Below are 15,526 nucleotides of genomic sequence, written 5' to 3'. Positions count from 1 at the left end.
TCTGAAATCTCTTTCGATTTCCTCTGATTTCACAAACATGCCCACTTAATTTGTATCTTAGTTTAAGAGCTAATCTATTCTGTGTATATGGACACTTACAACATCATCGTACTCCTCATTATATTTGTGCTAGGGATTATTTTAAGTATTTATATCTGGAAAAAGGTAGGCAACAAAAAGATTGTCAACAAAGTAATTCCTGATCCTCCTGAAATCAAAAATGTCCTTCTGGAAAAGGTGAATTTTTTCAAGCAATTGAACCCCGCTCAACAAGAAAAATTTATCAACCGTGTATCTTATTTTTTGTCGACCACTAAAATTTCTCCTGAAAAAGGTGCTGCCATAAACGATGAACATAGAATATTAATTGCCGCCAGTGCTACCATCCCTTTATTTCATTTCGAAAACTGGTCCTATGAAAATTTAGATGAGGTACTGGTCTACCCCGGGACTTTCAATGAAAAGTATAATACGGAAGATGAAAAAAGAAATATTTTGGGAATGGTAGGAGATGGGGCTATGCATCGAAAGATGATTTTATCTTTATCAGCACTTATGGCTGGCTTCAATCAAAATGGTGAAAGCAATACAGCAATTCATGAATTTGTCCATTTAATAGATAAAGCGGATGGGGATGTGGATGGTGTTCCAGAATATCTAATTCCTAAAAATTTAATACAGCCTTGGCTAGAAGAAATGCACGAAACCATTTCTGCTATCCGAAGGGATAAATCGGATATCCGTGATTATGCAGCTACAAATCCAGCTGAATTTCTAGCCGTTGTGTCCGAATATTTTTTTCAAAAACCTAAGCTTTTAGCTGAAGACCATCCAGAATTATATGCCATGCTCAATGAAATTTATAATGGCAATAAAAATGAATAATCTTAAACTTTTTTAGTTAATACACTGTTATTTAGAGTAATAAACATTTGAAAAAACAACCTTATAGGTTTCAATAAAATTTATTTATCATGGAATATAGATATTTAGGAGATAGTGAAATTAATGCTTCCGTCATAACTTTTGGTGCTTGGGCTGCAGGCGGTTGGATGTGGGGTTCTACAGATCGTAAAGATGCAGTCGAAGCGATTATTGCTGCTTATGAAGTTGGAGTAACTTCAATTGATACTGCCCCAATTTATGGACAAGGAACCAGTGAAGAGATTGTAGGGGAGGCTCTAAAAGACATACCTCGTGATAAAACCCAAATTCTGACAAAATTCGGAATGCGGTGGGATCTTGCTCAAGGTGATTTCGCCTTCCATAGTAAAATGAACAATGGTGAGGATATTGAAATCTTCAAATTCGCCGGTAAAGAAAGCATTATTCATGAATGTGAGCAAAGTTTAAAAAGATTAGGTACTGATTATATTGATTTATACCAAATTCACTGGCCAGATTCTACAACTCCTCTGGATGAAACTTTTGAAGCCGTAGCCCAACTTATTGAACAAGGAAAAATAAGATATGCAGGGGTATGTAATTATAATGCTCAATTGATGGCAGAAGCTGAAAAAACCTTGCCATTGGTTTCAAATCAAATTCCTTTTAGCATGGTTAATCGAGGCGTGGAAGAAGAAACTATTCCTTACTGTATAAAACATAATAAAGCAGTCTTAGCCTATAGCCCTTTAGAAAGAGGACTCTTAACAGGAAAAATTCATGTTGGACATCAATTTCAAGAAGGGGACCATCGAGCAAAACATCCCCATTTTCAACCGGACTTTATTGAACGTACGAATGTCCTTCTTGAAAGAATTAAACCTTTGGCAGATGATAAAGGGGTTACTCTCGCTCAATTAGTATTACGTTGGACCGTTGAAAGACCTGGTATTACCATTGCCCTTGCTGGTGCAAGAAATGCCGAGCAATCCGTGCAAAATGCCAAAGCAATGGATATTCTTCTAACTGAACAGGAAATAGAATTCATAAATGCTGTTGTAGATGCATTTTAAAGCATGGTTAAGATTGAAAGTTATTTCCAGAAAATGGAAATAACTTTCAATTTAACTGAAATCTTTAATCACTGTTATTTTATTTTCAGGACTAAATTCAAAGATTGAATGCCCCTTCATCCTAATCTTGTCTCCAATTTTTAATTCTTCTGAAAACTCGATGGCTAAGGTTGCCTCATAATCTATATTTACCTCCGAATAGTTTTCAAAATGTTCCATGGAGGTGATCGTTTGCTCTCGCTCCGAGAAAAAAGATTTTGCTTGCTCTGCCTGTTCTGAAAATGCATCCTTACCCTCAAGGGAGTCCGTAATCTTCCCGTTTGATATATTCTCAAAAATTAAATTATCATCCAAATCTGCAATCATCTGCTCAACATTAAACCGATTGTAACCTTCAATATAATTTTTAATTATTTCAGCTCTATCTTTCATTTTTTTGCAATAAATCTTATAAAACCTAATTTAATAAAATCCTGTTGGATATGAATGAGTTGTAATACTAATGTTGTTTATAAACTCTTCTTAACAAGAAAATTGATATTATTAAAATGTTAAGGTTATTACAAATGAACATTAACTTTTGTATTTTGCTGTAAGAATCAATTTTAAATTAAATTAAGTGCTGATAGCTTAAACTTATACTCGATGAAATACGAAGAATTAGAGCAATTGTTTTATGCAGGTGAATTGGATTTATGTATTAGTCAAGGCGAAGAATATCTGTTAGATCATCCTACCGACACAGATGTTTTATTTCTAATGGCTATTGCATATCATGACCGAGCTATTGAAGAAGGTCATGAATCTGCGTATGTTGCAATTCAAGAGTATGTCATCCCATATCTGAAGAGAGTATTAAAATATGAACCCAATAATCCTCGGGTTATGTACAATCTGTTGAATTATCAACTCGGTAATCAATATGTATTGGAAGAGATAGCAAAGCCCAAGAAACATCTCCGGGAAGATAATAAAGACGAATTCTTAGATTATGCCAATAGACTAAAAAACGATAACCTGAATAAGGTGTATGGTTTGGAGTTTGAAATTAAGATTTATGAAATCCTAAAGGATGATGAATCTTTATTAAGAAGTCTGGATGAAGCAATAGCTTTCTTCGAAGAGGAGTTTAAGGATAGTCGCGAGTTAAGGGATCGAAATGTCTCCATTTGTTGGGTCAAGAAGGTCTATTTGTTGGACAGAACGAATCTGGTGAGTAAGGTGGATCTAATCGAATTGATCGACAAGGGCATCTATAGATTTGTCAGTCCTTTGGATATTGATTACTTGAATTTGGCAGAAATTGCCTTCGATGGGGCTGCCCTTGATGTTTCCCTCAAGGTTCTCTTAAAGTTAATAAAAGGTGATAATCATGAACCTGAAATACTAGAAGGATTTATAAAATGGCATCATCGCTTTAAAGAACAAATTGATTTGGGCTATCAAAATGCCAGTGTCTTCTATTTTCAATTGATAATTGAACGGAATTATTTTGAAGCCTTAGGCCTTCCTGAAGATTATTATTATAAACATGGTCTTGAAATCAAGGAAAAGTATCCAAATAATTTTGCGGCACATCATTTTGCAGGTACTTACTTGTATGAAATGGGCGATTTTGATGAAGCATATTTGCTATTGAAACAAGCCGTGGCAATAAATCCAGATGTTACCTCTTGGAGACGTATGGTGGAATCCCAATTCCTATCAACAGGTCTCGTGGAACAAGATATTCCAGTATTTAATAGCTTGCCTCGAGACATATACAATGAAGGAGTGAATCTAGATGATTTTCTGAGAAATATGGCCGAAGATGCTATCAAAGATTCCTTGCGTAGTCTTGATGTTCGTTTGTACCAATATTCCTTCGATGCATTCCGAAGATATTTTGAAGATTTTGAATTTGAAAGTGATTTTTATGGGGATGAGCATTGTTGGGCCATGTGCTGTAATAATTTAGCAATTGTGTACTCAACTCTTGGGAATTATCCGATGGCCATCACTGTATGTGAAGAAGGTTTGCTTCATTCTGAGTTTCCGGAATTGCATCATACCCTAATTGATGCTTTGATAAAAAATGAAGACTTCTCGGCTGCGCAAAAAGCATTGGAAATCTACTTCGGAATCTACGATGAGTTTACGGCGTCATTCTATAGGCATTTACAGCATAAAGCAGATTTAGTCGTTGTAAATCATAAATTAGAACTCTCCGAGGATATCAAATCTGAAGCGCAGGAATTGTTGTTTGAAATCTATGAACATTATCAAGAGAACCCTGATATTTCGGATTATGATTTTAGGGACTTTGAAGCCGCCAAAAATACTGTTGAAGGAGTACTGTATCATGAGTATGAACATAAATCCCCATATGAACGCCGAGATTATTATTTAAGTCTTGCTTCAAAATATCCTGATGAGGCTAATCCTCAATATAACCTAATGCAGGCCTATAATGAATTGGAAGATTATGAACATGTGAATTCTGCTGCACGATTGTACCTCGAAAATAAACAGTCCTTCCTCCTGAATGATTTTGATAAGGCCAAGACCATCTATCTGATTGTGAAAAGCCATTATTTGACAACCCAATTCCGCGAAGGTGCTGCCATGTTTACGGAGTATAACCAATTCTGTTTTGAAGCGATGGAAGCCAGCGAATATGTGCTCTGGTTAAGCTATGGGGTTAAACTGTATGATAAATTAAATGACCTGCCACAAGTAAATGGGTTGGTAGCGCGTTTTCAAGAAATTTATGAACAGGAAGAATGGGCTTACGATAGTTTATCTGAAGAGGTTTTATTGGCAAAAGCCCATGTTAATTATCAACAAGGTTATCTCAAAGAAGCCCATAAGATTTTAGACTACATCCTTTCTTATGATGATCATAATCCTATTGCTGAGCAATTTAAACAAACCTGGAAGAAGCCTAGCATATTTTCTAAACTCGGATTTTAATTTTTGTATGATTTAATCGACAAATTCAACTTTATAATAAAAAGCCTAATTTATTATTCTAAAGAATTTTTTAATATTGACTCACTATTAGCGAAAGGCTTAGTAACGTGGGTGTTGTAAGTGATATCAAACCAATTTCTGCTATTATAGTATTTTTTATTTCACACAATTATTAGCAATTCTAATAAATGAATAATGAGAGGTTGTCGAAAGTAATCGACACAATGCGATTGCCATTAATCTTCTTGGTGGTTATTGCTCACATCGCCCCATTCTCATACCCACTGATTAAGTTTTCTTTTTCGGCGAATCACGTCTTTGTGTTGGTCTCTGAGATGTTTTCACACCATATTGCAAAATTTTCTGTACGATGTTATTTTCTGGTTTCTGGATTTTATTTCTTTAATAAGTATGCTGGAAGTTTGATGGAATTCTATAGAAAACAATTCAAAAGCCGTTTAAAAACAATCGTCCAGCCTTATATTATCTGGAATGTATTGGCGATTCTAGCCGTTCTCTCCAAAAATTACCTTTTCCAAAAATTAGGTGGCAATACGGATAATGATTATACCAATTTATTTAATGGAAATTTCATCAAACACTTTTGGTTAGTACCTATTAACTTCCCATTATGGTATTTAAGAGACTTAATCTGTATGATTCTTATCTCACCTTTAATTTTTTATGCCATCCGGTATTTGAAAATTTATAGTTTAATTGCCTTTGGGATTTTTTACTTCTCTTGTCTTGATGATCCATTGCCTGGATTCAGTAGTACAGCACTTTTCTTTTTTAGTTTTGGAGCATATTTCTCCCTGGAAAAGAAAGACCTCCTACAGTTTTTTAATAAAATAAAAATTCCAGCATTACTCATTACTTTGATTTTCTTGGCTCTTTCCCTTAAAGCCAGTGGCTCCGATATCCACGAATATTACCTTCGCGTTTTTATTATGTCTGGTGTCATTTCTGTATTTAATTTATTTGCCTTTCTGAACGATAAATTTAAGTCTATGAATCGACTTACTGGATTTAGTTCCCTGACCTTTTTTATCTATGTCGTCCATGAAATTTATATAATTGAATGGATAAAAGGATTCTTTTATAATCATCACTTATTTCAAACTGGTTGGGAACGCTTCTATGCCTATTTGATTATTCCTTTTCTATGTGTTTTGGTTTGCTGTGCACTCTATTATGCTTTAATGAAAGTGATCCCAAAGATATTTGTATTCTCATTAGGTGGAAGAACTCCAAAATTTAATAAAATTAATCAACCTCATGTAGTGGAAACCTTACATATTAAAACAGATTAATTCTCAATTTTCTCCTCTTTATTTGAATTGAATCAGCTATCATCTTGATTCTCAAGGGCTTGTGTTGCTATTTTAACTTCACAATATAATTTAATAAATAAAAAATAGTTTAATAATAAAATTTATATTGTTAACATTGTTTATAATAAATTTTGTAATTATTATACTAAATGTTGCTCTTAAGGCTTTATAACCAATAATTACAGATCGGAATTTGATTTAAGGCCTATCCTTGAATTAATTCATAATTAAAGTTAACAGTTTGTGAATCAAGATGCTAGGTTGTCGAAAGTAATCGACACAATGAGACTACCATTAATTTATTTGGTAGTGATTGCGCATTTAGTGCCATTTACCCTAGAAAAAGTTAATTTCAGCTTTATTGGGGATGATTTTTTTGTGTTGGTCTCTGAGATGTTCTCACATCATGTCGCCAAACTCTCTGTAAGATGCTACTTTTTAGTGTCCGGCTATTATTTTTTCAAACACTATGCTGGCAATTTGCGCTCCTTCTTGAAAAGGCAGTATAAAAGTCGTTTCAGAACATTGTTGAAACCTTATTTGATTTGGAATTCCATTGCATTCCTGGCCTTTATATTCAAAAATAAAATTTTTATTTCGATGGGTTTATCTGCTGAACCAGAATTTGCCACATTGAAAGAAAGCTCCCTTCTCTATATGTTTTGGTCAGGACCCTGGAACTTCCCCTTGTGGTTTGTCAGAGACCTGATTTGCATGATTCTTATTTCACCCTTGATATTGTATTTTATCAAATACTTGAAGCATTATGGAGTTATTTTGCTGGCAATTCTATATTTAACACAGATTGGTAAAGATATTCCTGGTTTCAGCTTGACCGCAATTTTCTTCTTTAGTTTAGGGGCATATTTCTCACTGGAGAAAAAAAATATGCTACAGTTATTTTATCAACTCAAAATTCCAGCTTTCATCCTTGCAATTGTTTTCCTTTTTACGGCACTAAAATATAATCCTGAACCTTCCCATGAATACTTTGTCAGGTTATTTATCTTATTTGGAGTAATTACAACATTTAACCTATTCGCATATTTGAATGATAATTATCCTTTTATGAATAAATTGACGGGGTTTAGTTCCTTATCATTTTTCATATATGTTATCCATGAGGTATATATCATTAATTGGTTAAAAGGCTTTTTCTATAATCTTTCACTCTATGATAATTTGTTGATGAAATATTTGGCTTATTGGACTATTCCTGTGATTTGTATTGCGATTATTGCGGCGATCTATTATTCCATGATGAAACTCACTCCAAGATTGTTTGTAAGCTCTTTGGGAGACCGTATACCTGAGTACAATAAGGTGGAAGAAGTTTTTAAGAATGAAAAAAATACCGTATTGGAAAGTACAGCTTTGAAGGAACCTCAAATGGAGAAAAGCAGAGTTTAAGGCTTTTTGCCTGCCTGAAATTATTTATCCAGATCTTGCTCGGACCAACTTGGTAAATATCTCAAGAAGGACATGATTTGATCTTTATAGATTTCTTTGTTTAATATGTAATAAAAAGCTCCTTTTTTCGAGTTTTCCTTATCCTTTTCATTGAGTTTAATCAACAGGTTTGATGATAATAGTTTACGGTTGAAATTTCTTTTATCAATCACTATATCATAAACTGCTTCATATAAACTTGAAATTTGTGGTAAGGTGAATTTTTCAGGTAATAATTCAAATAGGATGGGGTATAGGGCTGCTTTACTTCTTAATTGCCTTTTGGCAGTATTGATCATTTCAACATGATCAAAGATTAATTTCGGATAATCTGTGATCGGAAACCAATTTGCCTGATACTTATCTGAGAGAATTTGTTGGTATTTTTTGCTGTCAATCAAGGCAAAATAGGTAATACTGACCACCCGTCCATGTTTTTCCCTATTAGGTTTTCCAAAAACTGCTGATTGTTCCATATAGACATTCGCTAAACCAGTTAGGTTATTTAATATTCGGGCTGCTGCCTCATCAGGACTTTCCGATGGTTGAATAAAACCTCCCATTAAGCTCCATTTATTAATTTCTGGTTCAAAACCACGCTTAATTAGTAGGATCTGCAAAGATTCTCCATCAAACCCAAAAATTATACAATCTACGGCTAAAAGTAAGCTTGGTTCATCTTTATAATATTCCATTTTATGTTTTCTAAGTGCGTTTTTGAGGTTATTTTTAACAATATATCAAATTGATATTGATACAAAATACAAATTTTAATTAAAAATTAATATTCAATTGAAGAGTTATTTTCTTGCTTACTGTAAAAATGATTTTGTATGACTTTAAGCTTTATTTAACTGCGATTTATTTTAAATATCTTTTAAGAATTAAATTACCATTAAGCTGGCTTATTTGTGTTTTAAATTCTATTTGACGATATTTTTTTGTGGAATAAATCTTAAATTGGTTAACCAAATAAGCTAAACCGTATCCTTTGGGGATCCATTAATTTTTTTCTCAAATCATTTCGATGCAAAAATTATCAGTGTATATTTTATTATTGATTTCTGTTATATTATGCCTCACTGGCTGTAATCACAGAAATCCTAATACTGCCCAAAACCTTCCTGATATCGCCGAGAACTCCAAGGAAAGCTACATCCGTGCAATCCCAGGTGAGGATGAAGATGTTGATTCCGCTTTGATTGAAAAAGGTAAAGTGTTGCTTTCTGATTCTGATTGTTATACCTGTCATCGCCCTGATAAAAAAGTCCTTGGACCATCTTTTCATGATATTAACCGTAGGTATCCCCGCAAAGAAGTGTTTATTAAGATCTTGGCCCAAAGGGTTATTCTTGGCGGTAGTGGAGCCTGGGGTACTGTAATTATGAAACCGCATCCTAAATTATCTACGGCCGATGCTGAAGCCATGCTTACCTATATACTTTCCCTTTCTCCAGATAATCAGTCGTAATTTCTCCAGATTTCAAGAGGTATGTAACAGAATAATTACCCCGAAATTCCACTCATTTTACTTTAATCCTCAATTTGTAAAAAAAATATACTAACTTAATTCTTTAACCAGTTGATTTTGAGTTATTAGTTTGAACACTGAAAATTCAAAAGATACTTAAACCTTATACTACACCCTCAAAAAACTTATTCCCAAGGACGACTATTGTCAAGTTCTGGATATGGAGCATAATCAATACGGTTGAACGGTGATTCAAGTTTTGGATTTGTGCCTAGTTTATTAAAATAAATTTGACCTAACATAATTTAAGATGTGTAGAAATAACTCAAAACGGATTTTAAGCATTATCGCTGTATTTTCAACGCTCTGCCTGTTGATGGCCTTCTTCACGATGTGCAAATCTGGAAATGATTCTTCGGGTTCTGAGGGAGGGAATTTCGTTTTGCCGAAATACGTAGATTATAATTATGATATAAAACCCATTTTGTCGGATAAATGCTTTGCCTGTCATGGTCCTGATAATAATGCCAGGGAAGCTGGCCTACGATTGGATACCGAAGAGGGAGCTTACAAAGCATTGGCTGAAAGCCCGGGTAAGCATGCAGTCGTACCAGGAAAACCACATATTAGTGAAGCTTTTCTTCGAATTAAATCCGAGGATGAATCCATTCGGATGCCTCCGATTGCTTCAAATTTGCCACTAAGCAACTATGAAATCGACCTTATCGAACGCTGGATAGAGCAAGGAGCCGTTTATAAACCTCACTGGGCTTTTACAGCACCTGTAAAACCAGAAGTTCCACAACCAAAAGATAAAAGTTGGAGTAAAAATGATATTGACAAATTTGTCCTCGATAAAATGACCAAAGCGGGATTTAAACCAAATCCCGAAGCGGATAAAAATAGATTGTTACGTCGGGTAAGTTTAGATCTAACAGGATTGCCTCCTGATGAAAAGCTGATGGAGAAGTTTCTGAATGATACTTCTGCTCAAGCTTATGATCGACTAATTGATGAGCTCATGGCTTCCCCAGCTTATGGAGAACAAATGGCTCTGCATTGGATGGATGTAGCCCGGTATGCTGATTCTTACGGTTATCAAGATGATGATATCAGAACGCAATGGCCATGGAGAGATTGGGTGATACATGCCTTCAATGAAAATATGCCCTACGACCAATTTGTTACTTGGCAACTCGCAGGTGACTTATTGCCAAATCCCAATAAAGAACAGTTATTGGCAACTGCCTTTAATAGAAATCATAAGATTACTGAAGAAGGTGGTGTAGTGGAAGAAGAATATCGAGTAGCCTATGGATTGGATAAAACCAACACCTATGCAAAAGGTATTTTGGGGATTACCATGGAATGTGCGCAATGTCATGACCATAAATATGACCCCTTTACCCAGAAGAATTATTATGGGATGTATGCATTTTTTAATAACTCCTTGGAAAAGGGACTTGAAGGATTGGTAAATTCTGGACCTTCCAAGACCCCGCGACTAACCATTACGGCCGAAGATCGTCAAGGCATCTTGAACTTTATTAATAATACGGCTGATAATGCCGATGTCAGCGTTTCAGTAATGGGAGAGCGGGATAGTATTCGACCGACCTTTATTTTGGATCGTGGAGTCTATGAAGCTCCGACAGTGCGGGTATATCCGCAAACGCCTGAGTCGGTATTGCCTTTTGATAGTACGAAATATGCATCCAATCGACTGGGACTCGCTCAATGGACTTTTAGCAATAAAAACCCATTGACCGCAAGGGTCTTTGTGAATCAAATGTGGGCAATGGTATTTGGCCGTGGATTGGTGGCTTCGGTTGCAGATTTTGGTAATCAAGGGGATTTGCCAAGCCACCCTGAATTGTTGGATTGGTTGGCAGTTGATTTTCAGCAAAATGGCTGGAATATCAAACGCCTATTGAAACAACTGGTGAGTACTGCTACCTATAGGCAATCCTCAGAAATTAATACTAAACACCTCGAAAAGGATCCAGAGAATATTTATCTGGCAAGAACAAAACGCCTTAGATTACCAGCACAAATGATACGTGACCAGGTCTTGGCAACCAGTGGTTTGTTGAACCGGGACATTGGTGGACCAAGCATTAAGCCTTATCAACCCGATGGTATTTGGGAGGTAAGTAGTTCTGGGCGTGGAACACTCGCGCAATATGTACAAGACCATGGCGATGATCTCTATAGAAGAGGTTTGTATGTCTTCTTTAAGCTGACTCTACCACCTCCAAATATGTTGATTTTTGATTCCAGCAATCGAGATGCTTGTGAAGTGCAACGACAAAGAACAAATACTCCTTTGCAAGCCTTGGTCATGTTGAATGACCCCGCGATATTGGAAGCATCCCGGATTTACTCTACAAAACTTTTGCAGGAAGCTCCAAATCTAAAACAAACTGATTATATCAATAAAGTATTTAAAAGGGTGCTTTGTAGAAATGCTTCAGAAAAAGAATTGAAGTTATTGGCAGATTATTACCAGGATGAACTAACCCGTTTTACGAAGAAAAAAGAAGATGCAGCCGCCTTTTTAAAAGTCGGTGAAGCACCGACGGATAAATCCATTCCTCAAGAAAAACTAGCGGCATTAATGTCAGTGGTACATGCCATCTACAATCTGGAGGAAACCCTCAATAAAGGATAAGAATAGACTTTTAAGATTAATTTTTTGCTGATTAACATGAAAAAGAAGGTAGATAACAACTTAGATAAAGAAGTTAAAGAAGCGCAGTTGTTTCAGAATCGGAGACAATTTTTATCAAGTTTGAGTATTGGAATTGGAAGTATCGCTTTGGGTTCTTTATTGATTCCTGATTTGTTTTCTGGTAAACCGGGAAGTCAGGAAGCTTTTGAAAGGGCTTTGCCTCATTTCGCACCAAAAGCGAAACGGGTGATTTATCTGTTTCAATCCGGAGGTGTATCCCAGCTGGAGTCCTTTGACCATAAACCTAAATTAAGAGAAATGTTAGGCCAGGATCTCCCGGAATCTATCCGCGGTGGGCAACGTCTGACCGGAATGACCGCAGGTCAAGCTAATTTCCCTTTGGTGGGCTCTTATTTCGATTTTGCCCAATACGGACAAAGTAGAGCATGGGTAAGTAGTTTATTCCCACATATGGCAAAGGTTGTAGACGACCTTTGTATTATCAAATCCATGCATACGGATGCTATTAATCATGACCCTGCCATCACCTTTTTTCAAACCGGATCCCAACAAGGAAGCCGTGCGAGCATGGGTGCTTGGTTGAGCTATGGACTTGGTAGTGAAAATCAAAACCTCCCTGGATTCTGTGTTTTGGTATCCAAAGGCAGAGGGAATGGGCAAGGGGTATATTCTAAGTTATGGACCAATGGCTTCCTAGATTCAGTGCATCAAGGGGTTCAATTTATGGGTGGACCAGATCCAGTTCTCTATTTGAATAATCCAGACGGTACTGATAAAGTCAGCCGCCGGAAATTACTTGATAAGCTTGCCGAATTAAATAGCATGCAATTCGAAACCTTCAAAGATCCCGAAATTACAGCCAAGGTTCAACAATATGAAATGGCTTATCGCATGCAAACTTCGGTTCCTGAAGTTACTGACCTGTCCAAGGAACCTGATCATATCATCAAAATGTATGGCCCAGAATGTCTTGTCCCTGGTTCCTATGCCGCAAATTGTTTGTTGGCACGGAAGCTTTCTGAAAATGGAGTTCGCTTTGTGCAACTGTACCATCAAGGTTGGGACCAACATGGCGGATTACCCAATGAAATGGCATTACAAGCTAAAGATGTGGATCAAGCTTCCGCAGCGCTAATCTCCGATCTTAAACAAAGAGGATTGCTCGATGAAACGCTGGTAATTTGGGGCGGTGAATTCGGAAGAACTAATTATTGTCAAGGTGGATTGACCGTCGATAATTATGGTCGTGATCATCACCCTCGTTGTTTTAGCATCTGGATGGCAGGTGGTGGTATTAAGCCCGGAATGGTATATGGTGAAACCGATGAATTGGGTTATAATATTGTTAAGAACCCTGTCCATGTACATGACTTTCATGCAACCATTCTTCATACCCTTGGCTTAGATCATGAAAAGCTAACTTTTAAACACCTGGGTAGAAGATATCGCTTAACAGATGTAGCGGGAAATGTTGTTAAAGATATATTAGCATAAAGAGGATCGCTAAATGACCATCAAGAATTTTCATTTCAATATATTGATCGGGCTAAATAGCTTTATCATATTCTTCCTCTTATTTGAAGGTAGTATACAGATCCCAGCTTATTTACAAGTAGTCGGTAGAATGCACCCATTATTATTGCATTTTCCAATAGTTCTGCTGATTATTTCTTGGATCTTATTCCTATTTAGGAATAGATTGGAAAAGGATGTTCCTACATTACAATCCGTTGTTAATTCCCTATTATTTATTAGTTCCCTTCTTACTTCAATAACGGTCATAATGGGGCTCCTACTTTCAAAGGAAGGAGGATTCGAAGGTACTACCTACGAACTGCATAAGTATACTGGAGTGGGATTATCGTTGTTGACACTAGGATTAATGGCTTATATACGGTTTAATCCTGCCAAAAAATTTAAGAATCTGTTTGCTATAGGACTTAATATTTCAATTATTCTGCTTCTTCTGGTTGGGCATTTTGGGGCTTCATTAACCCATGGTGAGGATTTTATTATGGCACCAGTCATGCAGAAGGAATCCAAGGAGTTGGATCCTGAAAATACTTTGGTTTTCGAAGATGCGGTTTTACCTATCCTCAAGGCAAAGTGTGCAAGTTGTCATAATTCCGATAAAGCTAAAGGTGGTTTGATCTTAACGGATAGTTCTTCCATTTTAAAAGGTGGTGAAAACGGAAAGGTATTTACTGCTGGAAATGCCTTGACCAGTTTAATGATTGAACGAATTATGCTGGATATTGAACATGAGCATAAAATGCCACCTAAAGGTAAACCTCAATTGAGTATTGATGAAGTGGCCTTACTGAAATCTTGGATTCAGAGTGGTGGTAAGTTTGATGTACCATTGTCCTCATTTGCTGTTCAGGATACATTATACCAATCTGTGAAGTCCATTTATGGTTTTATTGGCGCCGAAACTTATGATTTCGCTAGCGCAGATGAATCGGAAATTAAAAAATTAAACACGGCATATCGTATAATTACTCCTCTGGATGCAGGCTCACCAGCATTGGACGTTAATTTTTACGGTAAAGACTTCTTTACTGATAAATCCCTGGAAGAACTTCAACCTATTGCAGAGCAGATTGTATCAGTCAATTTAAGTTCCATGCCTATTAGGAAAGAAGATATTCAGACCCTTAAAAAATTTAAAAACCTTAGAATTCTGAACTTAAATAATAGTAAGATCACGAATGAGGAATTAACGCAGTTGAATGATCTCCCAAATCTAAAAAGTATAAGTTTGATTGGTACTCAAATCACTAAGGACGGTTTGTCGAAATTGCTGAAGATGCCTAAGGTTCGAAAGGTTTTTGTTTGGAATACAGCATTAAAGCCTGCTGAAATCGAGGCTCTTCAAAAGGAATTTCCAAGCATTAAAATTGATCATGGATTTAAGACGGACGATTCACAAAAGTTGGCTCTCACCCCTCCAAAAATAGACCCTGGTAGAAGCTTTTTCCAAAAGGAAATTGACGTAGCGATTACCCATCCTATCAAGGGGGTACAATTCCGCTACACCTTGGACGGCACGAATCCGGACACCTCAACCGCTTTAACCTATAAAGCACCTTTTAAAGTTAATAAGAATGCTACCCTACGAGTAAAAGCAAGCAAAGAAGGATGGTTACCTAGTAATGAAGTTCGACAGAATTATTTCGCTACCATCTATACCCCGAAGAAAGTGACTTTGGACTATCAACCTAATCCACAATATAAGGGAAGAAAGGAACAAAGCTTCTTTGATCTGGAAAGTGGGGGTTCGAATAATGCTGATGGAAAATGGTTGGGCTTTCAAGGGAATGACCTCTCTACCAACATGTTTTTTGATCAACCTGTTCAACTGGATACGCTTGCCTTAAGTATCAAACAATCATACAATGAACATATCTATCCCCCTGAATTTATTGAAATCTGGGCAGGAACAGATTCTCTCAATATGAAACTAGTCAATAAGGTGAAACTGGATCTTGATGAGGTTGGTAAATCGAGGTATAAACGAATTATTGCCTGCCATGTCCCTAGTCAAAAATTTAGCTTTATTCGATTGAAAACAAAGCATTATTCTAAAATCCCGCAAGGATTCCCAGGTGAAGGCAACCCACCTTGGCTTTTTGTCGACGAGATTATTTTAAAATAAAATTACCCTACA

General features: G+C 36.3%; 11 protein-coding genes. 9 read left to right on the top strand and 2 right to left on the bottom strand.

The features are described from left to right. Positions 1-87: 87 nt before the first annotated feature. Positions 88-885 carry a M90 family metallopeptidase gene (locus PZ892_RS15980; protein ID WP_182499124.1) on the top strand — a complete coding sequence of 266 codons (798 nt, stop codon included), beginning with the start codon at positions 88-90 and terminating at the stop codon, positions 883-885. Between the two features lie 89 nt (positions 886-974). Continuing rightward, positions 975-1,958, top strand: a complete 984-nt coding sequence (locus PZ892_RS15975; protein WP_094280673.1) for an aldo/keto reductase — start codon at positions 975-977, stop codon at positions 1,956-1,958. A gap of 51 nt (positions 1,959-2,009) precedes the next feature. Here the strand turns inward: PZ892_RS15975 and PZ892_RS15970 are convergent, their stop codons facing one another. Next, positions 2,010-2,390 (bottom strand): nuclear transport factor 2 family protein, encoded by a 381-nt coding sequence (locus PZ892_RS15970; protein ID WP_094280672.1) that lies wholly within the window; start codon positions 2,388-2,390, stop codon positions 2,010-2,012. Positions 2,391-2,603: 213 nt separating this feature from the next. Here PZ892_RS15970 and PZ892_RS15965 point away from each other — a divergent pair, with 213 nt between their 5' ends. The 3 genes from PZ892_RS15965 (at position 2,604) to PZ892_RS15955 (ending at position 7,654) form a co-directional block, all read left to right on the top strand. After that, on the top strand, positions 2,604-4,910 hold the full coding sequence (locus tag PZ892_RS15965; protein WP_094280671.1) for a tetratricopeptide repeat protein: 2,307 nt from the start codon (positions 2,604-2,606) through the stop codon (positions 4,908-4,910). A gap of 188 nt (positions 4,911-5,098) precedes the next feature. Beyond that, entirely contained in the window at positions 5,099-6,223 is a 1,125-nt protein-coding gene (locus PZ892_RS15960) for an acyltransferase (RefSeq protein ID WP_182499123.1), read from the top strand. A 303-nt stretch (positions 6,224-6,526) separates the two neighbouring features. Beyond that, complete coding sequence (locus PZ892_RS15955) at positions 6,527-7,654, top strand: acyltransferase (protein WP_182499122.1); 1,128 nt, start codon at positions 6,527-6,529, stop codon at positions 7,652-7,654. 20 nt (positions 7,655-7,674) lie between these two features. Here PZ892_RS15955 and PZ892_RS15950 read toward each other — a convergent pair whose 3' ends face one another. Then, on the bottom strand, positions 7,675-8,388 hold the full coding sequence (locus PZ892_RS15950; protein WP_277711532.1) for an NUDIX domain-containing protein: 714 nt from the start codon (positions 8,386-8,388) through the stop codon (positions 7,675-7,677). Positions 8,389-8,720: 332 nt separating this feature from the next. On the opposite strand from PZ892_RS15950, the gene PZ892_RS15945 reads away from it, so the two are divergent. The 4 genes from PZ892_RS15945 (at position 8,721) to PZ892_RS15930 (ending at position 15,514) form a co-directional block, all read left to right on the top strand. Continuing rightward, positions 8,721-9,164, top strand: a complete 444-nt coding sequence (locus PZ892_RS15945; protein WP_182499121.1) for a c-type cytochrome — start codon at positions 8,721-8,723, stop codon at positions 9,162-9,164. 310 nt (positions 9,165-9,474) lie between these two features. Further along, complete coding sequence (locus tag PZ892_RS15940; RefSeq protein ID WP_277711531.1) at positions 9,475-11,835, top strand: PSD1 and planctomycete cytochrome C domain-containing protein; 2,361 nt, start codon at positions 9,475-9,477, stop codon at positions 11,833-11,835. A 36-nt stretch (positions 11,836-11,871) separates the two neighbouring features. After that, complete coding sequence (locus PZ892_RS15935; protein ID WP_094280666.1) at positions 11,872-13,350, top strand: DUF1501 domain-containing protein; 1,479 nt, start codon at positions 11,872-11,874, stop codon at positions 13,348-13,350. Between the two features lie 13 nt (positions 13,351-13,363). After that, on the top strand, positions 13,364-15,514 hold the full coding sequence (locus PZ892_RS15930) for a c-type cytochrome domain-containing protein (RefSeq protein ID WP_277711530.1): 2,151 nt from the start codon (positions 13,364-13,366) through the stop codon (positions 15,512-15,514). Positions 15,515-15,526: the final 12 nt, after the last annotated feature.

The sequence above is a fragment of the Sphingobacterium sp. WM genome, assembly GCF_029542465.1.
Taxonomy (GTDB): domain Bacteria; phylum Bacteroidota; class Bacteroidia; order Sphingobacteriales; family Sphingobacteriaceae; genus Sphingobacterium; species Sphingobacterium cellulitidis.
The sequence above is the reverse complement of the archived record's forward strand: the minus strand, read 5'-3'. Positions and strand labels throughout refer to the sequence as shown.